This is a genomic window from Streptomyces sp. NPDC058401 (assembly GCF_042722885.1).
GTDB lineage: Bacteria > Actinomycetota > Actinomycetes > Streptomycetales > Streptomycetaceae > Streptomyces.
Genome location: NZ_JBHXKA010000061.1, coordinates 21,484 through 47,748, shown reverse-complemented (window position 1 = coordinate 47,748; position 26,265 = coordinate 21,484). Strand labels below are relative to the sequence as shown.

Annotated in this window: 25 protein-coding genes; 8 read left to right on the top strand and 17 right to left on the bottom strand. The window is 72.4% G+C overall.

From position 1 onward, the window contains the following. Nucleotides 1–17: 17 nt before the first annotated feature. The 4 genes from ACFWNV_RS22675 to ACFWNV_RS22660 all read right to left on the bottom strand — a co-directional run bounded on the left by ACFWNV_RS22675 (nt 18) and on the right by ACFWNV_RS22660 (nt 5,164). Nucleotides 18–1,274 carry an ATP-binding protein gene (locus ACFWNV_RS22675; protein WP_383949935.1) on the bottom strand — a complete coding sequence of 419 codons (1,257 nt, stop codon included), beginning with the start codon at nt 1,272–1,274 and terminating at the stop codon, nt 18–20. A gap of 16 nt (nt 1,275–1,290) precedes the next feature. Then, entirely contained in the window at nt 1,291–2,022 is a 732-nt protein-coding gene (locus tag ACFWNV_RS22670) for a hypothetical protein (protein WP_383949932.1), read from the bottom strand. A 178-nt stretch (nt 2,023–2,200) separates the two neighbouring features. Further along, the gene (locus ACFWNV_RS22665) at nt 2,201–4,243 is read right to left on the bottom strand and encodes an FUSC family protein (protein WP_383949929.1); all 2,043 of its coding nucleotides are present in this window, start codon (nt 4,241–4,243) and stop codon (nt 2,201–2,203) included. 93 nt (nt 4,244–4,336) lie between these two features. Beyond that, complete coding sequence (locus ACFWNV_RS22660) at nt 4,337–5,164, bottom strand: hypothetical protein (RefSeq protein ID WP_383949926.1); 828 nt, start codon at nt 5,162–5,164, stop codon at nt 4,337–4,339. A gap of 157 nt (nt 5,165–5,321) precedes the next feature. Here ACFWNV_RS22660 and ACFWNV_RS22655 point away from each other — a divergent pair, with 157 nt between their 5' ends. The 3 genes from ACFWNV_RS22655 to ACFWNV_RS22645 all read left to right on the top strand — a co-directional run bounded on the left by ACFWNV_RS22655 (nt 5,322) and on the right by ACFWNV_RS22645 (nt 6,774). After that, nucleotides 5,322–5,807 (top strand): RrF2 family transcriptional regulator, encoded by a 486-nt coding sequence (locus ACFWNV_RS22655; protein WP_383949923.1) that lies wholly within the window; start codon nt 5,322–5,324, stop codon nt 5,805–5,807. A 75-nt stretch (nt 5,808–5,882) separates the two neighbouring features. Continuing rightward, on the top strand, nt 5,883–6,290 hold the full coding sequence (locus tag ACFWNV_RS22650; protein WP_383949920.1) for a RidA family protein: 408 nt from the start codon (nt 5,883–5,885) through the stop codon (nt 6,288–6,290). A gap of 70 nt (nt 6,291–6,360) precedes the next feature. Then, complete coding sequence (locus ACFWNV_RS22645; protein ID WP_383949918.1) at nt 6,361–6,774, top strand: hypothetical protein; 414 nt, start codon at nt 6,361–6,363, stop codon at nt 6,772–6,774. Nucleotides 6,775–6,844: 70 nt separating this feature from the next. Here ACFWNV_RS22645 and ACFWNV_RS22640 read toward each other — a convergent pair whose 3' ends face one another. The 6 genes from ACFWNV_RS22640 to ACFWNV_RS22615 all read right to left on the bottom strand — a co-directional run bounded on the left by ACFWNV_RS22640 (nt 6,845) and on the right by ACFWNV_RS22615 (nt 13,903). Next, nucleotides 6,845–9,640, bottom strand: coding sequence for a PKD domain-containing protein (locus tag ACFWNV_RS22640; protein WP_383949915.1), 2,796 nt, complete (start codon nt 9,638–9,640; stop codon nt 6,845–6,847). Nucleotides 9,641–9,888: 248 nt separating this feature from the next. Next, nucleotides 9,889–10,047 (bottom strand): hypothetical protein, encoded by a 159-nt coding sequence (locus ACFWNV_RS22635; RefSeq protein WP_383949913.1) that lies wholly within the window; start codon nt 10,045–10,047, stop codon nt 9,889–9,891. A 125-nt stretch (nt 10,048–10,172) separates the two neighbouring features. Continuing rightward, a complete protein-coding gene (locus ACFWNV_RS22630) occupies nt 10,173–10,508 on the bottom strand; it encodes a hypothetical protein (protein ID WP_383949911.1) in 336 nt (111 codons plus the stop codon). Between the two features lie 188 nt (nt 10,509–10,696). Then, nucleotides 10,697–11,374: a hypothetical protein gene (locus ACFWNV_RS22625; protein ID WP_383949909.1), complete on the bottom strand. Its 678-nt coding sequence runs from the start codon at nt 11,372–11,374 to the stop codon at nt 10,697–10,699. 486 nt (nt 11,375–11,860) lie between these two features. Next, nucleotides 11,861–12,769 carry a hypothetical protein gene (locus ACFWNV_RS22620; RefSeq protein WP_383949906.1) on the bottom strand — a complete coding sequence of 303 codons (909 nt, stop codon included), beginning with the start codon at nt 12,767–12,769 and terminating at the stop codon, nt 11,861–11,863. 39 nt (nt 12,770–12,808) lie between these two features. Next, nucleotides 12,809–13,903, bottom strand: a complete 1,095-nt coding sequence (locus tag ACFWNV_RS22615) for a 3-oxoacyl-[acyl-carrier-protein] synthase III C-terminal domain-containing protein (RefSeq protein WP_383949904.1) — start codon at nt 13,901–13,903, stop codon at nt 12,809–12,811. A 176-nt stretch (nt 13,904–14,079) separates the two neighbouring features. On the opposite strand from ACFWNV_RS22615, the gene ACFWNV_RS22610 reads away from it, so the two are divergent. Continuing rightward, the gene (locus tag ACFWNV_RS22610; protein ID WP_383949901.1) at nt 14,080–15,531 is read left to right on the top strand and encodes a hypothetical protein; all 1,452 of its coding nucleotides are present in this window, start codon (nt 14,080–14,082) and stop codon (nt 15,529–15,531) included. Nucleotides 15,532–15,559: 28 nt separating this feature from the next. On the opposite strand, the gene ACFWNV_RS22605 is transcribed toward ACFWNV_RS22610, so the two are convergent. Both ACFWNV_RS22605 and ACFWNV_RS22600 read right to left on the bottom strand, forming a co-directional pair. Then, nucleotides 15,560–16,138 carry a GNAT family N-acetyltransferase gene (locus ACFWNV_RS22605; RefSeq protein ID WP_383949898.1) on the bottom strand — a complete coding sequence of 193 codons (579 nt, stop codon included), beginning with the start codon at nt 16,136–16,138 and terminating at the stop codon, nt 15,560–15,562. A 43-nt stretch (nt 16,139–16,181) separates the two neighbouring features. Then, entirely contained in the window at nt 16,182–17,123 is a 942-nt protein-coding gene (locus ACFWNV_RS22600) for an SMP-30/gluconolactonase/LRE family protein (RefSeq protein WP_383949897.1), read from the bottom strand. 293 nt (nt 17,124–17,416) lie between these two features. Between ACFWNV_RS22600 and ACFWNV_RS22595 the strand changes: the two genes are divergently transcribed. Next, complete coding sequence (locus ACFWNV_RS22595; protein WP_383949894.1) at nt 17,417–17,794, top strand: Ser-Thr-rich GPI-anchored membrane family protein; 378 nt, start codon at nt 17,417–17,419, stop codon at nt 17,792–17,794. Here ACFWNV_RS22595 and kdpC read toward each other — a convergent pair. From kdpC to ACFWNV_RS22570, 5 genes are read right to left on the bottom strand one after another with little or no spacing between them, the layout of a single operon-like run. Next, nucleotides 17,784–18,416 (bottom strand): potassium-transporting ATPase subunit KdpC, encoded by a 633-nt coding sequence (gene kdpC, locus ACFWNV_RS22590; RefSeq protein WP_383949891.1) that lies wholly within the window; start codon nt 18,414–18,416, stop codon nt 17,784–17,786. The genes ACFWNV_RS22595 and kdpC overlap by 11 nt on opposite strands. 35 nt (nt 18,417–18,451) lie before the next feature. Continuing rightward, nucleotides 18,452–20,551, bottom strand: coding sequence for a potassium-transporting ATPase subunit KdpB (kdpB, locus tag ACFWNV_RS22585; RefSeq protein WP_383949888.1), 2,100 nt, complete (start codon nt 20,549–20,551; stop codon nt 18,452–18,454). Continuing rightward, nucleotides 20,548–22,227 carry a potassium-transporting ATPase subunit KdpA gene (gene kdpA / locus ACFWNV_RS22580; RefSeq protein WP_383949885.1) on the bottom strand — a complete coding sequence of 560 codons (1,680 nt, stop codon included), beginning with the start codon at nt 22,225–22,227 and terminating at the stop codon, nt 20,548–20,550. Before kdpA ends, kdpB begins: the two co-directional genes overlap by 4 nt. A 5-nt stretch (nt 22,228–22,232) precedes the next feature. Next, nucleotides 22,233–22,322 carry a K(+)-transporting ATPase subunit F gene (kdpF, locus tag ACFWNV_RS22575; RefSeq protein WP_383949882.1) on the bottom strand — a complete coding sequence of 30 codons (90 nt, stop codon included), beginning with the start codon at nt 22,320–22,322 and terminating at the stop codon, nt 22,233–22,235. Beyond that, complete coding sequence (locus ACFWNV_RS22570) at nt 22,319–22,477, bottom strand: hypothetical protein (RefSeq protein ID WP_383949880.1); 159 nt, start codon at nt 22,475–22,477, stop codon at nt 22,319–22,321. Before ACFWNV_RS22570 ends, kdpF begins: the two co-directional genes overlap by 4 nt. 251 nt (nt 22,478–22,728) lie before the next feature. Between ACFWNV_RS22570 and ACFWNV_RS22565 the strand changes: the two genes are divergently transcribed. From ACFWNV_RS22565 to pucL, 3 genes are all read left to right on the top strand, one after another. Beyond that, the gene (locus ACFWNV_RS22565; RefSeq protein ID WP_383949877.1) at nt 22,729–23,565 is read left to right on the top strand and encodes an SDR family NAD(P)-dependent oxidoreductase; all 837 of its coding nucleotides are present in this window, start codon (nt 22,729–22,731) and stop codon (nt 23,563–23,565) included. A 57-nt stretch (nt 23,566–23,622) separates the two neighbouring features. Continuing rightward, nucleotides 23,623–25,017 carry an aspartate aminotransferase family protein gene (locus tag ACFWNV_RS22560; protein ID WP_383949874.1) on the top strand — a complete coding sequence of 465 codons (1,395 nt, stop codon included), beginning with the start codon at nt 23,623–23,625 and terminating at the stop codon, nt 25,015–25,017. Nucleotides 25,018–25,272: 255 nt separating this feature from the next. Next, nucleotides 25,273–26,190: a factor-independent urate hydroxylase gene (gene pucL, locus ACFWNV_RS22555; RefSeq protein ID WP_383949871.1), complete on the top strand. Its 918-nt coding sequence runs from the start codon at nt 25,273–25,275 to the stop codon at nt 26,188–26,190. Nucleotides 26,191–26,265 lie beyond the last annotated feature (75 nt).

Genomic DNA, 26,265 nt, shown 5'->3' with positions numbered 1-26,265 from the left:
ACATCCACCGCCCCCGCTCAACTGCCGTCCGGCAGACGCCCGACCGGCAGCAGGAGCGTGGTCACCGCACCCCCGTCGGGGGCGTTGGAGAAGCGCAGCTCGATCTCCAGCACCTCCGCCTGTCCGACGGCGATGGTCAGGCCGAGCCCGTGGCCCCGGCCGCGCCCCGGATCCCCGGTGCGGAAGCGCCGCGGGCCCTGCTCGATCAGCTCGTCCGGATAGCCGGGCCCGTGGTCGCGTACGGTCACCAGCGGGCCGGTGACGGTCACTTCGAGCGGCGGCTGCCCGTGCTTGTGGGCGTTGACCAGCAGGTTGGCCAGGATCCGGTCCAGCCGCCGCCGGTCGGTCAGCACCACCGCGTCCCGCTCGATCCGTACCGTGACGGGCAGCCGGGTGGCGGCCGAGGCCCGCTGCACCGCGCGGCCGAGCTCCACCCGCGCCAGGTCGGCCCGTTCGACGCCCGCGTCCAGCCGGGAGATCTCCAGCAGGTCCTCGGTGAGCAGGTGCAGGGCCTTGAGCCGGTCATTGATCATTTCTTTGGGCCGGCCCTCGGGCAGCAGCGCGGCCGCGGCCAGCGATCCCGTGAGCGGGGTGCGCAGCTCGTGCGCGACGTCCGCCGTGAACCGCTTCTCCGCCTCCAGCCGGGCCTGGAGCGAGGCCGCCATCGAGTCGAGGGCCTGGGCCACGTCCCGCACCTCGTCGCGGGAACGCGGCCGCGAGCCCTCCCCGTCGGCCGGGAAGCCGACCCGTGCGTCCAGGTCCCCGGCGCTGATCCGGCGGGCCACGGCGGCCGTGGTGGCGAGCCGGCGGCTGATGCGGCCCGCGAGGAAGATGCCGGCGAGGGCGACCACCCCGGCGGCCAGGACCGCGGAGACCAGGATCGCCGCGTCGATCTCCCGGAGCCGGGTACGGGTGCTCTCGTAGGGGACCCAGACGGCCAGGGGCTTGCCGTCGGCGGGTCCGGCCGCCCACATGACGGGCTTGCCGTCCCGGCTGCCGGTCATGGAGCCGGTCAGGCCGCGGGCGACCAGTGCGCGCAGCGGGGCCGGGAGTCCGGGCGGGTCGAGGGCGCTGTTCCCGTCGCCGTGCGCGGTGCCGTACTCGTACTGGCTCAGGGCGTAGTCCAGCTCCCGGTCCACGTCCTTGCGGACCTCGCCGACGAGCTGGCGGGCGACCACGTTGTGCACGAGGATGCCGAGCGCCGCCGCGACGGCGCAGCACACCGCCGTGGTGGTCATCGCGATCTTCCAGCGCAGGCTGCTCGTGCGGTGCATCGGGGTGCCGGCCTCCTCAGCCCGTACCGGTGCCGGTGCCCTGGTTCGGGGCCGGGCAGGGGGAGGTGTCGCCCTGGTTCGGGCACTCGTCGAGGGTGAGCTGGGAGAGGTTCATGATCCCGGCGTCCGGGTCCCACACGTAGTCGGAGATGGAGACCTTCTTCGGGTTCGAGGTCGGCTCGCGCACCGCGAGGTGCTCCGCGGCGACCTCCACGCCCTCCAGGACCCCGCGGCGGGACAGGATGCGGGCGATCGTCCCGTCGTCCTGGACGGTGTAGACGCGCAGCTCGCTGAGCCGGCCGTCGATGTCCAGGGCGGTGATCAGCTCCGGCCTGCCGTTGCCCGTCACATCGGCGAGCACCGCGGGGCGGACGGGGCAGTCGGGTCCGCCGTCCACAGCCTGTGTGCAGAGCGCGATGCGCTGGATCGCCCGGGGGTCGACGAGCCGGCCGGTGCCGGCATCCGCGGTGTTGGCGGCGGTGATGTCGGCCCGTACGACGTCCACGGCGTTCACGCCCTGCATGGACAGCCCGGGGACCTTGGCGAGGCCGGGCACGGCGGTGGCCGCACCGGACTGCTGGCCGGGCGGCGGGGGGTCGGGACGGATGTCCTTCCACAGGGTGCGGGGGGCGTGGGCCGTGCCGAGGTCGCCGTCGTCCTGGAGGCCGTCCACGTCGGCGCAGCCCGCCGCTGCCGCCAGGGTGGCCGCCAGGAGGAGGGCCCGGCTGCGCCGGAGGAAGGGCCTCATGTGCCGATGCTCTCCCGCCGTGAGCGGGGTGGCCCGGGGGCGGGGCCATTGGGGGGACGGCGGCGCCGCTGCCAGGGGCTCCGCCCCCGGACCCCCGCGCCTCAAACGCCGGCGGGGCTGAGGGGGCGCCTCAAACGCCGGCGGGGCTGGATGTGGGCCGGGCTGGATGTCGGCGGAGTCAGTCCTGGGTGGGGTTCGTGAGGGCTCGGGCTGCTGTGAGTTCCTGGCGGACCGGGGAGAGGACGGAGGTTTCGTCCACCTCGGGGGGTGGGGTGGGGTGGAGCTGGGTGGGGGTCCGGACGCGGCGGACGCCGTGGGCCAGGGCTCGGAGGTCTTCGGCGATGGCTTCGACCTCTTGGGGGCCGGGGGGCTGCGCGCCGTGGTTGACGCGGACGCGGGCGGCCGTCGTCGCGTCGACGATCCGCTCGACGGCGACCACGAGCGGCCACCACGCGGAGGCCCGTTCCCCGGTCGGCGGCGGCTCGGTCAGCGCCCGCTGGAACTCGCTGCGGACGCCCGACAGCTCCCGGTAGATGCGGCGGCGGGCCTGGAGCCGGGCGGTGCGGGCCGCCTGCTGCCCCGCGTCGGTGTCGGGGGTGGGGCCGAAGGCGCGCTCCACGTACCGGGCGGCGTCGTCCACCGCGTCGGCGAGCCGGTCGCCGAGCCGGGTGTGCCAGCTCTCGGGCCAGAGCAGGTACCCGGCGATCAGGGTGATGGCGCAGCCGATCAGGCTGTCGAGCAGCCGGGGCCGGACCAGGTCGAAGCCCTGGTGGTTGAGCAGGTCGGAGAGAAGGAGGATGACCGGGGTGATCGCGGCGGTCTGGAAGGCGTAGCCCTTGACCGAGAAGACGGGGATGAGGGCCGCCAGGACCACCATGACGGGCACGTCCCACCACCCCCGCGGCACTTCCGAGAGCACGGCGGCCGCGACGACGAGCCCGCCCGCGGTGCCCAGTGCGCGCAGCACGGCCCGGGAGAACACCGAGCCGAAGTCGGGCTTGAGGACGAAGGTGACGGTCAGCGCGACCCAGTAGGAGCGCTCGATCTCCACCACCGATACGAGGGCCTGCGCCAGCCCGATGCACAGCGCGAGCCGCAGCCCGTACCGCCAGGAGGCCTGCGAGAGCATCATGTCGCGGACCACCCGGCGGGCCCGGACCCGCAGTGCGGCGGGCCGGCCGAGCCGGTCGTCGACGTTGTGCATGTCCGGTTCGGCCAGCGGAACGATGGTCGCGGCGTGCCGCAGGGCCGCGTCGATGGCCCGCTCGGACTGGCCGTCGGGCGCGGGCAGGTCCAGTACGGGGGCGTCCGTGCGGCCCTTCTCGACGGCCGTGGCCAGTTCCCTTACGGCCGCCGGGATCGCCGGGGAGAGGGGTCTGCGGCGCAGGTGCGCGGCGGGCGCGGCCTCGACGAGCGGGATCAGCACGTTCAGCTGGGCCAGCATCCGTACGAGGGAGGGGCTGTGGCCGTGCACCCGGGCCCGGCGGCCCAGCACCAGGTCGTAGGCGTGGTTCAGGGTCTGGGTGAGCTGCTGGCGGCGCTCCTCGTAGGCGGGGCCCGGTCCGCCCGCGGCCTCCAGGCTGTCGGCCAGGGCCCGGTACGCGGCGGCGACGGCGGCCCGCTCCGGCAGCCGGCCGCGCAGTGGCCAGCCCAGCAGGGTCAGCAGGAGGACGAACAGTCCGCCGGCGCTCAGCAGCAGCGGGGCCGTCCACCAGGGACTGGGCATCGGCAGGCCGGCGCCGACCACGGCGTTCAGCAGGAGCAGCAGCCCGGAGACGGAGGCGACGGTGCCGATGGAGGAGATCATCCCGGAGACCAGGGCGATCAGGGTGAGGACGCCGACCGCGACCCAGCCGTGCCCGAAGACCAGGGTGCCCAGTGCGACGCCCACGGCCCCGAAGAGCTGGGGCACGGCGATGTTCAGGATGCGCATCCGGTAGGCGTCGGCGGTGTCGCCGATGACCCCGGACAGGGCGCCCATCGAGACGAGCGCGCCGTACTCGGGCTCGTCGAGGGCGAAGCCGACGGCCAGCGGCAGGGCCAGGGCGACGGCCGCGCGCAGTGCGGCGGCCCAGGGGATCGGCGCGGAACTCGGCCGCAGCCCCTTCAGCAGCCAGGCGGGCGGTGCCAGTGGCCCGAACCGTCCGGCTGCCGCCGGCCCGGTCCGTGCCGTCCGTCCGGTCTGCCCGGGCGGTATGTCTTCGGTGCGTTCGGTGCTCATGCCCGCTTCCGTGCCGCCGCTCGTGAATCGGTTCTTCTGTGCTGCTCTAAGGATTCTTCTACGGATTTGCGTGCCAATCCGCCCGTTCCGAGCTTATGGGGTGCGGCGCAGTCGGCCGGTCAGCCAGGCGGCCAGCGCGGCGGCCAGTCCGACGGCCAGCACCACCCAGGCGGTGGTGCGCAGGAACGCGGTGAGCGCGTCGTACACCGCGGCGGCGGCCGCCCGGTCGATGTCGGCCGGCAGGTCGTCCAGGGTGAGGCGGCGGCACAGGACCACGGCCGCCCACAGCAGGACGGCCCCGACGGCCAGCCCCAGCCCGGTGGCCACGACGGCCCGGCGGCGCCGGACGGCGACGGCGATGGCCGTCGCGGCCAGCACCACGGTGAGCACGGGGAGCCAGACCCCGGCGATCTGCAGCATGCGGAAGCCCTTCCGGAGCGCGCCGAGGTTGTCGTACTCCATGACCTTCACCGAGAGGTGGGTCTCGGGGATGCGGTCGGCGAGCGGCACCCCGTTCTCGACGAGGTCGGTCTTGATGCTGGCGATCACGGGGGCGAGGTCGATGGTGACGGCGTTGCCGTCACCGGTGGTGAGGGCCTGGAAGAAGGCGCCGTGGGCGGCCCGGTTCGCCGCGTCCCAGGCGGTCCGGTAGGCCGGGGTGCCGACGAAGGAGCGCAGCGCCTCGCCGAGCAGGGCGTCGACCCCGCCCTGGAAGGGGCCGGCGTCGATCTGCCCGGAGAGGGCCCGGCCGGCCTGGGTGACGACGAGGTTCTGCACGGCGGGATCCGAGGCGAGCGGGGCCATGGCCGCGGTGTAGCGGTCGGCGCTGCCGAGCTCGTGGTCGGCCCAGTACGCGACGGCGCTCGCGGGCACCAGCAGGGCCACGAGCGCGATGAGTACCGCCGAGAGGAAGGTCCGCACGTCACCAGCGAAAGGGGGCCGGGCGCGCGGCGCGAGCCGGGTGGTGCGGGCGGGTGGTGGCGGCGGATCGCGCGGTCCCGGCGGGGGCGGATCGAGCGGTCCCGGAGTGTTTCGCTTGCCGCGCTTAACCTGGACATCTAATATCCAGATTATGAAAATGAGCGAGGGCGTTGAATGGGCCCTGCACAGCTGCCTCAACCTGGCCTGGAGCAGTGACGGCGAGGGTGACGGCCGGGCGGTCTCGGCGGCCCGGCTGGCGGCCTGGCACGAGCTGCCCGCCGCGTACCTCAACAAGCAGCTCCAGGCCCTGGCCCGGGCGGGCATCGTCAGCTCCACTCCCGGCCCGCGGGGCGGCTTCCGCCTCGCGCGCCCGCTCGACTCCATCTCGCTCATGGACGTGGTCGCCGCCGTCGAAGGGCCCGACGAGGCCTTCCGGTGCGCGGAGATCCGGCAGCAGGGCCCCGGCGGCGGGGAGGAGCCGCCCGCGGCCGACTGCGCCATCGCGCACGCGATGGGCCGGGCCGAACTGGCCTGGCGCCGCGCGCTGGCCGCCCAGACCCTCGACGAGATCCGGCAGCAGGCCGAACGTCAGGCCCCCGAAGCCCCCGAGCGGCTCCGCGCCTGGCTCGCCGCGGCCCGCTAGACCCGCGTACCGCCCCACCCCGCGCACAGCGCACGCCGCACATCGCACATCGGACAACTGACCCAGGAGCTTGGAATGACGCGCAGCATCACCAACCCGGCAGAACTCCACGACCCCACCGGCTACGGCTACAGCCACGTCGTCTCCGCGCCCGGAGAGCAGGTCTTCATAGCCGGCCAGTACGGCTCCGACCCGACCGGCCACGTGGTCTCCGACTCCTTCGACGCCCAGGTCGCGCAGGCCTTCGCCAACCTCCGCACGGCCCTGGAGGCGGTGGGCCTGGGCCTCGGAGACGTGGTCCGCATCGGGACGTACGTCGTCGGGCACGACCAGCAGAAGCTGGAGGTGCTGCTGAAGCACCTGAACGCCGCCTGGGGCACCGAACTGCCCGCCCAGACGCTGATCGGCGTGGCCGCGCTCGCCCTGCCGGACATGCTCTTCGAGATCGACGCGGTGGCGGTACGGGCGGCCTGCGGCGCGTAGCCGCCGACTGCTCCGGTTGCCGGTCACGGGTTGCGGGTGTGCCCTGGATGATGGGAGAGAGGAGCCCGTCATGGCACATGCGGCACCCACCGCCCCCCGGGGGCACCGGCAGCCGGCGTCCGGTACGGCGGCCCACACGAGCAGGGCGGCCCTCGCGCGACCGCTGCTCATGGGACTGGTCTACGGCGTCTACGCCGCCTTCATGAAACGTCAGATGGGGCCCGTCGACGCGGGCAACGTCTTCTACGGGATCCTGTGCGGCGCGATCTTCGCCGCCTGCCTGGTGGCCCTGGCCCGGATCGGCCCGCGGCTGGCGCAGGAGCCGCACGCGGCGGCGTACGGGATCTTCGCGGGCATCTCCTTCGGCTACCTGTACAGCCTGGCCGGCGAGTCCATCCTGAAGAGCTCGGGCCTCGGCCTGCTCGTCGGCGCGGCCGTCGGCGCGGCGGCCTTCTACCGCTACCACAGCCGTAGCGCGGCCTAGGCGGAAGACCGAAGCCCCGGCTCCCGCGATGTGCGGGGGCCGGGGCTTCGGTGTGCGTGCCGCGGGGGCGTCAGCCGGTCGTGAAGTAGCCGAGGAGGTCGGTGATCACGTGGTTGGGGCCGCCGTAGCTGTTGAAGATGCTGACCTTGCCGCCGGGGCCGACCGGGGTGGTGACGTGGTTCGGGACGGTGATGCCCGGGAGGGTGTTGAGGCTGCTGGCTCCGGGCAGCGTGCCCCCGAAGGCGTACGCGGTCAGGAAGCCCGAGCCGGTGGTGTCGGTCGCGGTGACGTTCAGGACCGCGCCCGTGGCGTTGGCGGGGAGACCGGAGACCGTGGCCGTGGCGCCCGGGGCGACCTTGCCGGTGGTGCGGGTGTCGGCGAGGCGCTTGGGGACGACCGGGGTGAAGAGCGTCTTGCCGTCCTGGCCGTAGTAGCCGACCGCGTCCAGGACCAGGTGGGTCGAGCCGCTGTTGGTGAACAGGGTGACGGTGCCGTCGGGGCCGATCGGGACGATGGCCTGGTTGGACTTGTCCTTGCCCGGCTCCACGTTCAGGTTCGACGTGTGCGGACGGCGCGCCGGGTTCTGGAACACGCTGACGAACGCCTCCTGCGTGGCACCCGTACCGGTCAGGTTCAGCGCGACCGCCTTGGCGTCCGCCGGGATGCCGTTGACGCCGGCCACCTTCACCGTGCGGCGCTTGCCGCCGCCCAGCGCGCCGCCGGTCTTGCGGGTGTCCAGGACGCGGGTCGGGGCGAGCGGGGAGAAGCGCTGGCCGGCGCCGGGCTGGTAGTAGCCCACGAAGTCCACGATGAGTGAGGCTTCGCCCGAGTTCAGCTGCGCCTGGATGGTGCCGTCGGCGCCGATCGGCACGGTGACCGTGTTGGACGAGGTGCCGCCCGCGCGGACGTTCACGTTCGAGGTGTCCGGCCGCGCCTGGCCCGAGGACCAGACCGAGAGGTGGGTGTCCTGGGTGGCACCGGTGACGGTCACGTTCAGGACCGCGGAGGCCATGCCCCCGGCGTTGAACTGCCCCGGCAGGTTGGCGCCCTTCAGCACCGGCACGGAACGGGGGGACCCCGCCTTGATGGACGGGCCGGTGGTACGGGTGTCCAGCAGCCGGAACGGGGTGGTGGAGACGTAACCGGACGGGGCGTAGCCGACCTGTACGGTCCGGGTGGCCGTGGATTCCGTGCCCTTGACGTCGTGCACGAGGACCTTCACCTCGTACGTGCCGGGCTGCTTGTAGCTGTGCGTGGCGGTCTGGAGGCCCGGACGGTCCAGAACGGTGCCGTCACCGAAGTCCACCTTCACCCACCCGATCCCCCACGGGGCGACGGTCGAGGTGGTGTCGACCCGGAGGGTCAGCGGGCGGACGACCCGGTTCGGTTCGTTCGGAGCAGGCAGGAGCGGCACGGCGGTGAAGGCGGTGGCCAGGTCGTCGTGGGAGGTCACCCGGATCGTCTGTTCCTTGGTGACCTTCTTGCCGCCGCCGTTGGTCGCCGTCAGCTTGACCGTGTACGAGCCGGGCTTGTCGTAGCTGTGCGCGGCGGTGATGTCGGCCGTGTCGCCCGGGCGGACGACGGCGGGTGCCGTCCCGTCACCGAAGTCCGCCGTGTAGGTCATCGTGGTGGGCCATTTGCTGTCCGAGCCGCCCTTGAGCGTCACCCGGGTGCCGGTCGGTGCCCAGGGGTTGTCGACCCCCATCCAGGCCGAGTTCAGGCCGTCGTGGGTCTCGGAGGCGCCACGGTCCAGGTAGCCGCCGTCCTTGCCGGTGTTGGCGACGCGCGGGTCGTCCGTGGTGGGGATCCCGTTCCTGTCGACGGGCAGGACGCCGGGCGCCGTCGCGTCGGCGGAGTCGATGGCCGGTGAATCGGCCCCGGAGAGGGGTGCGGCCGTGGGGATCAGGATGTCGCGCGTGCCCTGCCCGCTCGCGGCGAGGAACGCCGCCGCGGTCGGATAGGTGGTGCCGGCCCACTGGTAGGCGACCGTCGCGTAACCCTCGGCGCCCGCGATCAGGTTGTAGCCGGCGCGGGTGCCGGACGTCGCGCTCTGCGCCACGGAGAGCTGGGGGGTGGTGCAGGTGGTGTTGCCCGAGGCCATGAGCACGTTGTTGAACACCGAGGAGCCGGTCGAGGCGCCACGGATCACGACGGTCTCGTCGCAGCTGCCCACGCCCTCGTTCTCGTCGGTGAAATTGTCGACGTGGTTGTTGGTGATGACGGTGCCGGGCGCGTCCACCACGGAGAGCGGCCCCGTGCCCCGCAGGACGTTGCGGCTGAGGACGGTGCGCTGGGCGCCGCCTCCGATCGCGGCACGGTGGAACGTGCTGCGGCTGACGCGCACGTCCGTGCTTGCGCCGCCGATGGTGAGGGAGGAGCCGCCCCAGACCGGGTTCTCGACGATCCCCTCCAGCACGACGTCGTGGGAGTCGCCGATGCTCACGCCTTCGCTCACCGTCAGCCCCTGGACCACCACGTGAGAGGCACCGCTGATGGCCAGCTTGTGGACGGCGCTTCCCCAGTTCGGGTTCTCGGGTGTGAAGGTGTAGGTGACCGGCTTGCCCGGCGCGCCCGAGCGGTCGATCGTGAGGGCCCGCTGCCTCAGGTTGAGCGTTTCGACGTGCACGGTCTGCCCGGGCTTCGCCGCCTTGACCGCCGGGGCGAGTGTGCAGAACGGGGAGGCCTGCGTGCCGCTCCCGCTGTCCGTGCAGGCGGGGTTGTCGTCCACGTACAGGTCGGTCGGGAGTTCGGCGGCGGTGGCGGCCTGCATGCCGATGAGGGTGACCAGGCCTGCGGTGAGCAGGACCATCGCACGGCTGGGGCGCAACGGGGTGACTTCCTTCGACGAGATGCGTAGATCGGTCACGGGTGGGACCGCTCATGCCGTCGGAAGGTTGTACGAAGCCCGGGTGCTCCCCGGGATCAGTACTTTCGGCGGGGCGTATCCGGACAAAAGGCCGAGGTGGTGGGGTGGGTCGGTGGCTGACACTGGATGAGGCGCCGGTTCCCGTGCTCCGTGGTCGAACCTCACGTGACCACTCTCCGTTGCCGAGGGCGCGGGAACCGGTGCCTCCTCATGTCCTGATGTGCCTGCGCGCGTTCCTGCGCGCGTTCCTACGCGGCCGTGTCGTCTCCGGCCGGGGACTCGGCGGTGGCCTGGGCGGTCTTGGCGGACTCGGGTTCCGGCTGGCGTACGGGCGGGGCCGGCGGGGAGAAGCGGGCGGCCTCGGCGCGGAGCATGGCGTTCAGGGCGAGGTACGGGTCGAAGGGCATGGCGGAACCTCACGGTGATTCGGGGGTGTGGGGGGACGCGCGCCCGGGGCACTCGTGGGCAGGGTGAGCTGCCGGGTGTGCCCGGTGTCGGGTGCGCGGTGCTGCTGCTCGGACGCTCGGCGCCGTCAGCAGCGCAGGACCACACTCCGTACCGCTCGCAGGGACGCCGCCGGTGCGCCGGCCTCCGCCGGGTGCGGGGCCGTCTCCGGGGGGCCGGACCGGGGAGGTTTCACGTGAAACACCGGGCGTTGGAGTCCCCGTACGCCGGGGACACCGCGCGCGGGAACCCGTACCGCCACCCGTACTTCGGGATCGCCCGCCGGATCGGCCGGTGCCTCCGTGGGCTCGGCCGGGGCGCTGGGGGCGGAGCGGGAGCTTTCGGCCGCCGCGGTGGACGGGCCGGCTCCGCCGATGCCGAACAGGCAGAGCAGCACGGCGCAGAGCACCGTCAGGGCCGTCATCAGGGCCCTGTCCGGTGCCGTTCGCGTATGCCGTGTTCGTGGCGGCCTGCTCATGCGGAGGGTGTGCCCCGACACGCGGGCGGACTCTCCCCCGGGACCGCAGCATCCCCCGACCGGGGGACGAAGACACCCCCCACGGCTGTCAGGTGGCCGCAGGGGGTGTCCGTCCTTCGGGGGCCGCCCGCCGGTCAGCGCGGGTCCCGGCGGTGGCCGGTGAGGCGGGCCAGGACCGCCGTTTCGCCGCTGATCAGCCGGAGTTGGGCCCGGCCGGACGGCCCGCTCCGTCCGGAGATGCCGGGGGAGACCCGGGTCACGGTGAACACGGCCGTACGCCGGTCGGCGCGCGTCACCTCGATCGACTGCCCGCGCCGCAGTTCGCCGAGCCGCGGCAGGTCCCCGGAGACCACGGCGGTGCCGGCCGCGCCCGGGGCCGGGCTCGCGGAGTCCCACACGGCGCTGTCCTGGACGTGGGGCTTGGCATCGGCGGCGCCGGTTTCCAGGTCCGGGGCGTAGGGCCCGCGCGGCCCGCCCGGCTCCGTGGCCGTCCCGCCGGGCGGGGTACCGACCGTCAGCGGTACGTCCGTTCCGAGACCCGGGATGACCAGGCGCAGCGGCCGCGAGGCCGGGAGGGCCGTGCCCCCCGACCGCCCGGGCCGCCGGGTGCCCTTGCCGGTGGTGTGTCCGCCGGAGTGCTCCAACTGCCGTGCCAGCCGGCGCGGGCCGGACAGCCCCAGGACCCGCGAGGGCAGGGCGTCGCCCGCGGTCGGGGCGGCGGGCCGGCCGCCCTCGGTGGTGCGCAACACCCCCAGGCCGGTGCACAGCAGAGCCGCCGTCAGTACGCCGACCACCCACTTGGCGCGGGGCATGGGAATCCCTCCTGGTCCGGCTCGGGCGGCCGGTCCCGAGAGCAGTGGACCCTTCCCCGCCCCCCGGAGGTGCACGTAACACGGAAAACTGACGGCAAGTCATTGCCGTATCACCCTCCCCGGGGCACGTCTTCGCAGATGGAGGCCGGTGGCCCGGGGTCGGACCGTACCTGGGGGGTGTGCGCCCGAACGGGTGAGAACGTCAAGGAGGAACTTTGGGCGTGTCGGATCGGCGGCACGTTCTGTCACATGCGAAAACCTGTCAAGCGTGACGATATGACGGGCCGTCGGGCTGAGTTGCGGGGCGGGGCCGGGCGGCTTGTCCTTGGATCATGAATGATCCGTATGCATATGCCTTGGTGATGGGACCCCCTTGCGCGCCGCCTTACGCGCCGGCCCCCGGGAAGCGTTCCGAGGCGGCCTTCCGCAGGGCGTCCGCCAAGCCGTCCACCACGCGCCGCTCCCGCCAGGGGCGCTCCGCCGCGCTCACACCCGCTCCGGCGTCCGGGCGGGCCGCCGGACCCGGGGCAGGGCGGGCGCCGCAGCCCGGGTGAGGTACCCGGCGCCCAGCGGCGGGCCGTCCAGCTCGGTCGTGGCGACCGCGGGCTGGAGCCCCGACAGCCGCCGCAGCAGGCCGGGGGCCAGCTCCGGGCCGACCGCCCGGGCCAGCGCCGAGGCCTCGGTGGGGTGTGCGTGCACCCAGCCGATGCGGCGCAGCCCCGACCAGCCCGGTTCCTCGGCGGCCTCCGCCAGGGCGCGGGCGGCGGGGGCCAGGGGCAGCAGCCCGACCGTCGCGGGGGCTCCCGGCTCCGGGGTCCCCGGGGGCGGTGGCCCGACGGACTCGGCGACCGCGAGCCGGGTGAAGGCCGGCCGGGGCAGCTCCGCGTGGTCGGGCAGATCGCTGACGGTCGGGGCCAGGCAGTGCACCCCGGCGGGGAACCCGTCCCGTACCGACGCGGCGGCCACCGTACGCCCGGCCGGACCCGCGTCCCCGACGGTGACCAGGTGGAATGCCGTACGCCTCTCCCCTCCGGAGGCGAGGGGCAGCAGCGCTGCCGCGGTGGCGGCGGGCTGCTCCACGCACCAGACGGCGTCGAAGGGGCCGTCGGGCGCGGACGGGGCGGTTGCGGAGAAGGACCGGCCGGCTGCCGAAAAGGGCCGGCCGGCTGCGGCGCCGGCCAGGGCCTCGGCGCCCCGGCGGGCGTGGAGCCGGGCCGCGAGGAGGTCCACGTACTCGGGATACAGCCCGATCAGCGCGAGCTGACGGGCCAGCAGGAGCCTGCTCTGCCGTACGTCGGTGGCGGTGAGCAGGGTCAGGTGGTGGCCGCGGCCGAGCAGCTCGGCGGCGAGCCGGATGCCGGTGGGGCTGGCGGCCCCGACGAGGGCGATGTGCACGGCGGACTCGTTTCGAAGGAGGTGGGGTGGCGCGTGCGTCTACGCGGTGGCGGTGGCAGCGGCGGTGGTTCTGATGGCTCCGGGTGCGTCGGCGGTCCGGGCCGCCCCCGCGGTCTCGGCGGCGGCCGGGACGGGCGGCAGCGGTGTGGTGACGGTGACCTCGCCCGGGATCCCCACCCGTACGAGGAAGGCCCCGCGTTCGGGACCGGCGCCGATGACGGAGAAGCAGACGCAGTCGCCCGTACCGACGAGGCCGTTCACCACGTCGGTGTAGAAGAGCACCGGCGTCGCGGAGGTGACGAGGTTGCCGAGCTCGCGGGCGTGCGCGGGGGCCTTGCGGGTGTCGAGGCCGGCGAGCTGGTGGTAGTTCTCGACCAGGGCCGGGCCGGCCTGGTGCGTGTAGATCCGCCGTACCTCGTCGACGAATCCGGGGCGGTGGGCGTCCATGGTCTCCTGGTTCATCATCATGCCGCGCGAGTAATAGCGGGCCAGTTCCGGCCCGTTGAGCCCGAATGCGGACAGCTCGGCGGATCCGGGAAAGCCCGGCGGGTGGGTGGCGCCGCCTCCGGGGTAATGGATGAGCGGATCACTGAATCCGGGCTCGCCCCCGAAATCGAGGGAATCGCGCGAATAGAAACCGAGACCGGCCTCGAAGCTCTCGTCCCGCTCGAATACCAGGGCGGTCGCGGCATCGGAGAACAGCGCCCCGGAACACCACAGGGTGTGCGCGAAGGGATGCTCCCCGTCCGCACCGCTGTACTGGGAAATGACGCCGTTCTCGTCGATCCCGATGGGGCTCGCGGCGTTGTACGAGATCACCAGTGCGCGGCGGGCCCCCGTCCGGGCCAGGTGCGCGGCGACGCGGGAGAGCCCGCCGCAGCCGGCGCCGAGCTGGAAAGGCGGCACGCTGTCCGGGATGCGCAGGCGCCGCAGCAGGTTGAAGGCGTCCTGGTCGAGCATGATCTCGTACGGGGTGCACGTGGCGACGAAGACGGCGTCGATGTCCTCCGGCCGGGCCCATGCGTCGACGGAGATGACCTCGCCGATCTGGGCGCCGACACCGGAAATCCGATAGGGGAACGGGTACGCGTACGCGGCGGGGGCGGGGGGATTGGCCGTTTCCGAGGCAGGCATGCTTCTCCGGTCCGTGGAATCCGATGGGGACGGCTCCAGCGAACACCAGCGGGTGGACGGGGAGAAGGGAATGCGGGGGGTGCAGTGGTGAAAGCGTTGAATACCGGATCCGGATCCCGGTCCATATCCCGGTCCATATCCCGGTCCTGGTCCCGGTCCTTCCCGGGGCGGGCGTGGTGAGCGGGGGGCGGGTGGCCAATGCCTGGCTCGGGGACCTGCTGGCCGAGGCCGGCTGGAGCGGGGCGGAGCTGGCGCGGGCCGTCAACGCGCTGGGGACCCTGCACGGGCTGGCCCTGCGCTACGACCGGACCGCCGTCGCGCACTGGCTGTCGGGCACCCGGCCCCGCCGGCCCGTGCCCGAGCTGATAGCGGCGGCGCTGACGGAACGGTGCGGGCGGCTCGTCACGGTCGCGGAGGCGGGCCTCGGCGCGGGCTCGACGGGACCCGGCGTACCGCCCGGCCCGGGCGCCGCCGGAGCCGGGGGCGACGGGCTGCTCCGGCTCGCGCTGCAGGCCAGGGCCGACGGGGACCCGCACCGCAGACCGCCGCTGCTGCGCAGCCCGTACCAGCCGGTGCCGGTGCCTGCGGCGGCATGGGACTCGGACCCGGCCCCGGACCGGGATGACGCGCAGGGCGGCGCGGCTACGCGCACCGGTATCCCGGAGCTGGCCGCTCGACGCCATCTCGCCTCGCACGCCGAGCAGTTGAGGGCCATCGCGGTGAGCTTCTCGGGCCTCTACCTCACCCATGGCGGCGTCCACACCCGCGCGGCCCTGGCGGCCTGGCTGGCCCAGGACGCGGGAGCCTTCGCGGCCCGCCACCCGGACGGCCCCGGGCCCGCCGCCCGCGGCCGCGGGGTGCGCGGCCCGGGGTGCGGGGCGGCGGAGGTGTGGCAGGGGTACGCCCAACTCGCGCACCTGCTGGGGGAGATGACGGCCGACTCCGGGTACCACGGGCTCGCGCAGGAGTACCACGGCATCGCCCTCGGGCTGGCCCGGCAGGCCGGGGACCGGCGGATGTACGCCATCACCCTGCGCGCCATGAGCGCGCACGCCGGTCGGCTCGGGCAGCCCGCGCAGGCGGTACGGCTCGCCCGGACCGCGGTGGAGACCGCGCCCGCCGACGGGGAACCCGGCACGCTGGCCTTCCTCCTGGTCCAGCGCGCGGCCGCGCACGCCCACGCCGGGCAGCGGGCGGCCGCCACGGCGGACCTGGCCGCCGCCGACCGGCTGCACGGGCGGCAGGCGGTGAAGCCGCCCGGCGGGCCCTTCGACTCGTACGCCCGGGCCGACCTCGACTTCGCCCGGGCCCGCACCCACCTCGCCCTCGGGGAGTTCCCGGCCGCGGCCGACGCCCTGGAGCGGTCCCTGCGCGGCCGCCCGGCCGGACAGCACCGGGCCACCGCGCTCACCCACGCCGCGCTCGCCGAGACCCTGCTGCGCCTCGGACACCTCACCCGGGCGTGCGAGCACTGGCGGGCGTTCCTCACGGCCGCCCCGGCCGTGCAGTCGCGCGCGGTGCGCGAGGCGCTCGGCCGGCTGCTGCGCGACCTGACCCCGTACCGGCGGGCACGGGAGGCGGTCCCGACCGTGGCGATGGCCCGGGCGCTGGCGGAACGGATGCCGTGAGCAAGGTGGTTCGGGTGCGGCGGTTCGCTCAGCCCGTGACAGTGACAGTGACAGTGACAGTGACGGCGGCGGCCCGGCGGTAGCGGAGTTCGGGCACCGGGGAGCCGTCCGCGTCCTCGACGAGGACACCGCCGTCGGGGCGGAAGCCGGCGCGCTCGTAGAACCGGCGTGCCCGGGCGTTGCCTTCGAGCACCCACAGCCGCACCGCGGGGTAGGGCGCCCGGCGCAGCACCTCGGTCAGCAGGGCGCGGCCGACGCCGGTGCCGATGACGTCGGGCCGTGCGTACAGGGTGTACAGCTCGCCCTCGTCCGGAGCCGTGCCCTCGGGATCCGTGCTGGTCGCCGGTCCGTAGGCGGCCCATCCGAGGACGGTGCCGTCGGGGCCCTCGGCCACGAGGTTGGTCACGGCCCGGGCCGGGTCGGCGAAGGAGGCGCGCCGCTGCTCGGCGTAGGCGGCGACGCTGAGGCCGTCCAGGTAGGCCTGCGGCATCAGCCCGACGTAGGCGTGGCGCCACGCGCTCACGCGTACGGCGGCGACGGCGTCGATGTCGGGCTCGGTCATCTCGCGTACGCGGTAGCGGGGTTCAACCGCGTCGGTGGCGTCCATGCGGGGGAGTGTGCCAGCGCGCGGCGGCGTCGGCACCGGGATTTCAGGGCCGCCCGGAGCCGTCCAGCCAGGGCCTGCGCCCAGGTCCGGTCGGGTGGGTGCCGGTGACGCCCATGACCACCGAGTAGAGGCTCGTTTCGGCGGTGATGAAGAGCCGGTTGCGCTTGGCCCCGCCCCAGGCGATGTTGGAGACCGACTCGGGGACGGCGAGCCGTCCGATCAGGGTGCCGTCGGGGTCGTAGCAGTGCACCCCGTCGCCCATGGCGGCCGCCCAGAGCCGGCCGCCGTCGTCGAAGCGGAGGTTGTCGAAGCGGGCCCCCGGGCGGGTCGCCGCGTCGGCGAAGACCGTGCCGTCCGACAGGGTGCCGTCCGCGCGCACGTCGAAGACGCGGATGCGGCCGCCGCGGGTGTCGGAGACGAAGAGCCGCTGTTCGTCGGGGGAGAAGACGAGGCCGTTGGGGGCTTCGAAGCAGTCGGCGACCAGGCGGACTTCACCGGTGCCGGGGTCGATGCGGTAGACGTTGTTGGAGCCGATCTCGCTCTCGGCGACGTAGCCCTCGTAGTCGCTGGTGATGCCGAAGTCGGGGTCGGAGAACCAGATCGAGCCGTCGGAGCGGACCGCGGCGTCGTTCGGGCTGTTCAGGCGCTTGCCCTGCCAGCGGTCGGCGAGCACCGTGACCGTGCCGTCGTGCTCGGTCCGCGTCACCCGGCGGTTTCCCTGCTCGCAGGTGACCAGCCGGCCCTGCCCGTCGAGGGTGTTGCCGTTGGTGTGTCCGGCGCCGCGCCGGAAGACGGCGACGGCTCCGGTCTCCTCGTCCCAGCGCAGCATCCGGTCGTTGGGGATGTCGCTCCAGATCACCTGCCGCCACGCCGGTACGTAGACGGGCCCTTCGGCCCACCGGCAGCCGGTGAAGAGGACCTCCGGTGCGTCGTCCCCGTTCATGCACCGTCCGGTCCGGAACCGCTCGTCGAACATCTCGTACATGAGATTCCCCCTCAGCCCACCGATGCCGAATCTCCTTCGGCCTCGGTGCAATCTTGCAAGACCACGTATGGCAAACGCCAGATGATCTCGAAAGGAGAGGCGTGGATCACAGCGAACGGCCCCCTCGTCAGGGCGGGACGGGGCCGGACGGCCCGGGACTGGCCGAAAGTACGAGGCGGGACGGGGGTTCCGCCGGTAAGTCTTAAGCGGGGAGTAAAAACCCCAGACCGGACCGCCGGACGCACTGCGGCCCGCCGCCCCGCGACCGGTCCCGCACCCCGCGAAGGAGCAGCATGTCCGCCACCTCCCTGAAGTCCCTCGCCCGGCGCGTCCTGCGGAGCCTGAACCGCCCCGAGGCCGCGGTGCTCCTGGAGTCGGAGAACCTCCTGGTGCACACCCCCGGGCCGGGCGCGGTCTGGCCGAGCGGCACCCGGCAGGCCGTCGCCTGGTACGTGGTGGGCCCGGCCGGCGACGTGGTGGACATCGAGCTCGTCACGATGAACGGCAGCCGGTCCCGGACGGAAGCCGTCCTGGCCCGCGGCGTACCGACCCACCACACCGGCGCCACCGTGACGGTCCCCGCCCTCGCCCCGGGCCGCTACCTCGTCCTGGTCACCTCCACCACGGGCGCGCTCGACGCCTACAGCCAGCCGGTCACCGTCACCGCTTGAGGTCGCGCAGGGCCGTGTTCAGTGCCAGGACGTTGACGCGCGGCTCGCCCATGAAGCCGAGGGTGCGGCCCTCGGTGTGGGCCTTCACCAGCTTCGCGACCTCCGCCACCGGGAGGCCGTTGCGCTGGGCGACGCGGGCCGTCTGGAGCTCGGCGTAGGCCGGGGAGATGTCCGGGTCGAGGCCGGAGCCGGAGGAGGTCACCGCGTCCGCCGGAATGTCGGAGAGCCGCGGGGCGTAGCCCGGGACGGTGTTGTCGAGCAGGACCCTGGACCTGGCCTCCTGCACCGCCCTCAGCAGCTCCGGGCTGTCCGCCGCCTTGTTGGTGGCGCCGGAGACCAGCAGCTCGTACTGCTGGTTGACGGTGTTCTTGGCGAGCCCCGCCGCCGGGCGGCCCTGGAACCAGCGCGGGTCGTCCCCGTACGACTGGCCGATCAGGGAGGAGCCGACGACCTTGCCGCTCGCGTCCTTCACCTCGGAGCCGTTGGCCTTGTGGCCGAAGGCGGCCTGGGCGATGCCCGTGACGGCGAGCGGGTAGAGGACCCCGCACAGCACGGTGAGGACGAGCAGGGCGCGCAGCCCGGCGCCGAGCAGGCGGGCGGTGTTTCCTACGGAGTTGTTCATGAGGTCACTACGTTCCTAGTCAGCAGAGCCCTGGTTCAGCGCAGGCCGGGGATGAGGGAGACGACCATGTCGATGAGCTTGATGCCGATGAACGGGGCGACCAGGCCGCCGAGCCCGTAGAGGGTGAGGTTGCGCCGGAGCATCTTGTCGGCGCTCGTGGGCCGGTACTGGACGCCCTTCAGGGCGAGCGGGACCAGCGCGATGATGACCAGCGCGTTGAAGATGACGGCGGACAGGATCGCGGAGTCGGGGGAGTGCAGGCCCATGATGTTGAGCTTGTCCAGGCCCGGGTAGACCGCCGCGAACATGGCCGGGATGATCGCGAAGTACTTGGCGACGTCGTTGGCGATGGAGAAGGTGGTCAGCGCACCGCGCGTGATCAGCAACTGCTTGCCGATCTCGACGATTTCGATGAGCTTGGTGGGGTTGGAGTCCAGGTCCACCATGTTCCCGGCCTCCTTGGCGGCCGAGGTTCCGGTGTTCATCGCCACGCCCACGTCGGCCTGTGCCAGCGCCGGGGCGTCGTTGGTGCCGTCGCCGGTCATGGCGACGAGCTTTCCGCCCGCCTGTTCCCGCTTGATGAGGGCCATCTTGTCCTCGGGGGTGGCTTCGGCGAGGAAGTCGTCGACGCCCGCTTCTTCGGCGATGGCCCTGGCGGTGAGCGGGTTGTCGCCGGTGATCATGATGGTCTTGATGCCCATGCGCCGCAGCTCGTCGAAGCGCTCCCGCATGCCCTCCTTGACCACGTCCTTGAGGTGGATGACACCCAGGACCCGGGCGCCCTTGTCGTCCTCCAGCGCGACGAGCAGCGGGGTGCCGCCGGCGCCGGAGATCTCGTCCACCTTGTCCCGCGCGTCCGGGGCGACCGTACCGCCCTGCTCGCCGACCCAGGCGATGATCGAACCGGCCGCGCCCTTGCGGACCTTGCGGCCGTCCACGTCGACGCCCGACATGCGGGTCTGCGCGGTGAAGGGGATCCACTCGGCGCCGACCAGCTCGCCCTGGTGGCGTTCGCGCAGCCCGTACTTCTCCTTCGCGAGGACCACGATCGAGCGGCCCTCGGGGGTCTCGTCGGCCAGCGAGGAGAGCTGGGCGGCATCGGCCAGCTCGGCGGCGATGGCGCCGGAGACGGGGACGAACTCGGAGGCCTGGCGGTTGCCGAGGGTGATGGTGCCGGTCTTGTCGAGCAGCAGCGTGGAGACGTCACCGGCGGCCTCCACCGCACGGCCGCTCATCGCGAGCACGTTGCGCTGGACCAGGCGGTCCATGCCGGCGATGCCGATCGCGGAGAGCAGGGCGCCGATGGTGGTCGGGATGAGGCAGACCAGCAGCGCCGTCAGCACGATCATCGACTGCTTGGCGTGCGCGTACATCGCGAACGGCTGGAGGGTGACGACGGCGAGCAGGAAGACGATGGTGAGCGAGGCCAGCAGGATGTTGAGGGCGATCTCGTTGGGCGTCTTCTGCCGGGCCGCGCCCTCGACCAGGTTGATCATGCGGTCGATGAAGGTCTCGCCGGGCTTCGTCGTGATCTTGATGACGATGCGGTCGGAGAGCACCTTCGTCCCGCCGGTCACGGCCGAGCGGTCGCCGCCGGACTCGCGGATGACCGGCGCCGATTCACCCGTGATGGCGGACTCGTCCACGGAGGCGACGCCTTCGACGACGTCACCGTCGCCGGGGATGATGTCGCCGGCCTCGCACACGACCAGGTCGCCGATACGGAGCTCCGTGCCGGGCACCTGCTCCTCCGCCGAGCCGTTGAGGCGGCGGGCGACGGTGTCCGTCTTGGCCTTCCGCAGCGTGTCGGCCTGGGCCTTGCCGCGGCCCTCCGCCACCGCCTCGGCGAGGTTGGCGAAGATGGTGGTCAGCCACAGCCACGCCGTGATCGCCCAGCCGAAGAGGCTGCCCGGGTCGGAGATGGCCAGCGCGGTGGTCAGTACGGAACCGATCAGCACCACGAACATGACCGGCGACTTGACCATCACCCGGGGGTCGAGCTTGCGCACCGCGTCCGGGAAGGACTTCAGCAGCTGCTTCGGGTCGAAGATGCCGCCGCCGATCTTGGCCCGTTCGGGCTTGTGACCGCTGGGCAGGTCCCCGTGCGGGGCGCGGGTGGAGGTGGCGGTGCTCATGAGGCGAGCCCTTCGGCGAGCGGGCCCAGCGCCAGGGCCGGGAAGTAGGTGAGGCCCGTGACGATGATGATCGTGCCGACGAGCAGGAAGGTGAACAGCGGCTTCTCGGTGCGCAGGGTGCCCGCGGTGGCGGGGACCGGCTGCTGTTCGGCGAGCGAGCCGGCCAGGGCCAGGACGAAGACCATCGGCAGGAAGCGGCCGAGCAGCATCGCCAGACCGGTGGTCGTGTTGAACCACTGGGTATTGGCGTTCAGGCCGGCGAAGGCCGAGCCGTTGTTGTTGCCGGCCGAGCTGTAGGCGTAGAGGACCTCGGAGAATCCGTGCGCGCCGCCGTTGGACATCGAGTGCCCGGGGGTGGGCAGGGCCATCGCCAGGGCCGTGAAGCCGAGCACCACGGCCGGGGTGATGAGGATGTAGCAGGCGGCGAACTTGATCTGCCGGGTGCCGATCTTCTTGCCCAGGTACTCGGGGGTGCGGCCGACCATCAGGCCGGCGATGAACACCGCGATGATCGCCATGATCAGCATGCCGTAGAGGCCGGAGCCGACGCCGCCGGGCGCGATCTCGCCGAGCTGCATGCCCAGCAGCTGGATCCCGCCGCCCAGTCCCGTGTAGGAGGAGTGGAAGGAGTTGACCGCGCCGGTGGAGGTCAGGGTCGTCGCCACGGAGAAGATCGCGGAGGCGCCGATGCCGAAGCGGGCCTCCTTGCCCTCCATCGCACCGCCCGCGGCCTGGAGCGCCGGGCCGTGGTGGCCGAATTCCGTCCACATCATGAGGGCGGTGAAACCGAGCCAGATGGTGACCATCGTGGCGAGGATCGCGTAGCCCTGGCGGACCGAGCCGATCATCCGGCCGAAGGTGCGGGTGAGGGCGAAGGGGACGAGCAGGATCAGGAAGATCTCGAAGAGGTTCGAGAAGGGGGTCGGGTTCTCGAAGGGGTGGGCGGAGTTGGCGTTGAAGTAGCCGCCGCCGTTCGTGCCGAGTTCCTTGATGGCCTCCTGCGAGGCGACCGCCCCGCCGTTCCACTGCTGCTTCGCTCCAAAGCTGTGCCCATTTACAAACTGACCCACCTCGTGGATGCCGGAGAAGTTCTGGATGACCCCGCAGGCCACCAGCACGACCGCGGCGATCAGGGAGAGGGGCAGCAGGATGCGGACGGTGCCGCGCACCAGGTCGGACCAGAAGTTCCCGAGCTCGCCGGTGCGGGAGCGCGCGAAGCCCCGTACGAGGGCGACCGCGACGGCCATGCCCACGGCGGCCGAGAGGAAGTTCTGCACGGCCAGGCCGCCGGTCTGCACGAGCGGGCCCATGGCCTGCTCACCGGCGTACGACTGCCAGTTCGTGTTGGACACGAAGGAGGCGGCCGTGTTGAAGGCCTGGTCCGGCTTGATGGAGACGAAGCCGAGCGAGCCGGGCAGGTGGCCCTGCAGCCGCTGGAGCAGGTAGAGGAAGAGGACGCTCACCGCCGAGAAGGCGAGGACCGAGCGCAGGTACGCCGGCCAGCGCATCTCGGCGTTCGGGTTGGCGCCGACCGCCTTGTAGATCCACTTCTCGGGGGCGTAGTGCTTCTTCGAGGAGTAGACGCGGGCCATGTAATCGCCCAGGGGGCGATAGGCGAGGGCCAGGGCCGCGAAGAGCGCGAGCAGCTGGAGCACCCCGGCGAGGACGGGACTCATCGGCGCTAGAACCTCTCCGGGAAGACGAGGGCGACGACGAGGTACCCGAGCAGGGCGACGGCGACCACCAGGCCGACGACGTTTTCGGCGTTCACAGCTTGGCCACCCCCTTGGCGACGAGGACCACCAGCGCGAAGACCGCGATCGTGGTGACGACGAAGGCCAGATCGGCCATCGTGAGCTCCCGGAGGGTTCGAGGGTGGGCGTTTTCAGGACACCTCTGAGTGGAACGCCTGTTCCGGCCCCGCACGGACTTCCTTGACGGGGCCCATACGCCCGTGGGTGCGGCCTTGACGGATCCCTAACGCGGGTGGAGCGGGTGGACGTGGCGTGGGCTCAGGCTAAGTGGGTGTGCCCGGATATGCCCGGTATGCGGCTATTCGTGACCCATGGGCGGAAGATCGAATTCCGTCTTATGGAAATCCCATTCCGGTATGCGGTATTCGGGTTATGCTCCGGCCGTCCGCACGCGCACAGCGAACCCCTGCCAGGAGGAATGCCATGTCCGAGACCCGTGCCGAAACCGGTTTCGAGACCGGCGGCTATACCGGTGCCGAGACCCGTGCCGAGACCGGTGCCGAGACCCGTGCGGAGACCGGGGGCGAGAACCGTGTCGCCCTGATCACCGGTTCCTCCTCCGGCATCGGCGCCGGCATCGCCCGCCGGCTGGCCGCGGCCGGAATCCGCGTGGTCCTGAACTCGGCGCGCAGCGAGGACGCGGGCAAGGCGCTCGCCGCCGAACTGCCCGACGCGGTCTACGTACGGGGCGACGTCGCGGACGCCGACGACGCGCGGCGGATCGTCCGGACGGCGATCGACGCGTACGGACGGCTCGACGTCCTGGTCAACAACGCGGGCATCACCCGGTTCATCCCCCTGAACGACCTCGAAGCCGCCGACGCCGACGCCTGGCGCGAGATCTTCGAGGTCAACGTCATCGGCACCTGGCAGATGATCACCGCCGCCACCCCCCATCTGAGGGAATCGGGCGCCGGCTCGATCATCAACATCTCCTCGGTCTCCGCGACCCGCGCGCTCGGCAGCTCGATCCCCTACGCCGTCAGCAAGTCCGCGGTCAACCACATGACCCGGCTGCTGGCCTCCCAGCTCGGACCCGCCGTCCGGGTGAACGCGATCGCGCCCGGCCTGATCGACACCCCCTGGTACGAGGGTGAGGACCAGGTCTGGGAGAGCTCGCGGGAATGGATCACGGAGAACACCCCGCTGCGCCGTGTGGGCACCCCCGAGGACGTGGCCGAGGCAGCCCTCTACCTGGTCGACGCGGCCTACACGACCGGCGACGTACTCACCGTCGACGGCGGCCGGCACGTCGTCTGACCCGGCCCCGACACCATCCCCACCGGATTCCACATCGTGGACAACTACCCTCGGAATATGAACGCAGAAGCCGACGCACGCGAAGCCGCCGCACAGGCCACCTCGGCACTGGCCACCTCCGCCAAGGCCACCGTGAAGGCCGACGACCGCAGTCACGTCTTCCACTCCTGGTCGGCCCAGGAGCTCATCGACCCGCTCGCCGTGGCCGGCGCCGAGGGTTCCTACTTCTGGGACTACGACGGCAACCGCTTCCTCGACTTCTCCAGCGCCCTCGTCTACACGAACATCGGCTACCAGCACCCGAAGGTCGCCGCGGCCATCGCCGAGCAGGCCGGCAAGCTCTGCACCGTCGCGCCCGGCTTCGCCGTCGACGTGCGCTCCGAGGCCGCCCGGCTGATCGCCGAGCGCACCCCGGGCGACCTCGACAAGATCTTCTTCACCAACGCGGGCGCCGAGGCCGTGGAGAACGCCGTCCGCATGGCCCGGGTGCACACCGGCCGCACCAAGGTGCTGTCCGCGTACCGCTCGTACCACGGCGCCACCTCCACCGCGATCAACCTCACCGGGGACGCGCGCCGCTTCGGCAACGACAGCGCCACCGCCGGCGTCGTCCACTTCTGGGGGCCCTTCGCCTACCGCTCGCCCTTCTACGCGGCCACCCCCGCCGAGGAGTGCGAGCGCGCGCTGCGCCACCTGGAGGACACCATCGTCTTCGAGGGCCCGCAGTCCATCGCCGCGATCATCCTGGAGACCGTCGGCGGCGCCCCCGGCGTGCTCGTGCACCCCGACGGCTACCTGGCCGGGGTCCGCGCGCTCTGCGACCGCTTCGGCATCGTCTTCATCCTCGACGAGATCATGGTCGGCTTCGGCCGCACCGGTAAGTGGTTCGCCTCCGAGCACTGGGACGTCACCCCCGACCTCATCTGCTTCGCCAAGGGCGTGACCAGCGGATACGTCCCCCTCGGCGGGGTCGCCATCTCGGCCGCCATCGCCGAGACCTTCGCCCGCCGGCCCTACCCGGGCGGGCTGACGTACTCCGGGCACGTGCTGGCCTGCGCCGCCGCCGTCGCGACGATCAACGTCATGGAGGAGGAGGGCATCGTCGAGCAGTCCGCCCGCACCGGCGCCGAGCTGCTCGGACCGGGCCTCGCCGCCCTCGCGGAGCGCCACCCGTCCGTCGGGGAGGTGCGCGGGCTCGGCACGTTCTGGGCCCTGGAGCTCGTACGGAACAAGGAGACGCGCGAGCCCCTGGTCCCGTACAACGCCGCGGGCGCGGACAACGCGCCGATGGCCGAGTTCGGGGCGGCCCTGAAGAAGGGCGGGCTGTGGCCGCTGCTCGCCGGAAACCGCATCCACGTCGCACCGCCCTGCAACGTGTCCGCCGAGGACGTGGAGAAGGGGCTGCGGATCATCGACGAGGCCCTGACGGTGGCCGACGCGCACACGGTCTGAGCTGCGCGGATCATACGGATACCCAAGCCGTGGGTGCCTGTTCTCGGAGGATTCGCTCTCTTACGAACGACATGTGAACGTGCTGGAATCAACAGGCACCTACGGACCGGGATGCACGTCAGTCCCGGGGCGGTCCACGCGGGGTATCGGCGTGACCGAACGGCGGGGGGCGGGCTGCGCGTCCGCCGGACGCCGGGCGTACGGGATCCAGACAACCGGACTCCGTGTTCCCGAGTACCCGAAGGAAGACAGCGCATGAGCAAGCACATCCTCGCCCAGAACCAGTACGGCAAGGCCGAGAACCGCATCGTCAAGGTCACCCGCAAGGGCAGCGACGGCTCCTGGCACGAGATCCGCGACCTCAACGTCTCCGTCGCACTGCGCGGTGAGTTCCGCGACGTCCACCTCACCGGTGACAACGCCAACTGCCTGCCCACCGACACCACCAAGAACACCGTGTTCGCCTTCTCCAAGGAGCACGGCGTCGCCTCCCCCGAGGCCTTCGGCATCCTGCTGGCCAAGCACTTCGTCTCCTCCCAGGCCCCGATCCGCGAGGCGCAGATCCGCGTCGAGGAGTACGCCTGGGAGCGGATCCCGGTCCCGACGCGCAAGGAGCAGCACTCCTTCGCCCTCAAGGGCACCGAGGTGCGCACCGCGCAGATCACGTACAGCGAGACCACCGGTCTCCAGGTGATCTCGGGCCTGAAGGACCTGACCGTGATGAACTCGACCAACTCCGAGTTCCACGGCTTCATCAAGGACAAGTACACGACGCTGCAGGAGGCGTACGACCGCATCCTGGCGACCAAGGTCACCGCGCGCTGGGCGCACTCGGCGCTCGCCGCCGACGACGCCGAGTACGACTGGGACCAGTCGTACAAGAAGGTCCGCAAGAACATGCTGGAAGCCTTCGCGGAGACCTACTCGTACTCCCTGCAGCAGACCCTGAACCAGATGGCCGAGCGGGTGCTCGACAACTGCCCCAAGGTCAACGAGGTGCGCCTCAACCTCCCCAACAAGCACCACTTCCTCGTCGACCTGGAGCCCTTCGGCCTCAAGAACGACAACGAGGTCTACTTCGCGGCCGACCGCATGTACGGCCTCATCGAGGGCACCATCCACCGCGAAGGCGTGCAGCCGGTGATCGCGACGAGCGACTGGATCGTGGCGTAACACCCGCCCGGCACTCGTAGGCAGTTCGGCCCGGACCGCGTCGCGGGGTCCGGGCCGTTCCGCGTCCGTGCCCGC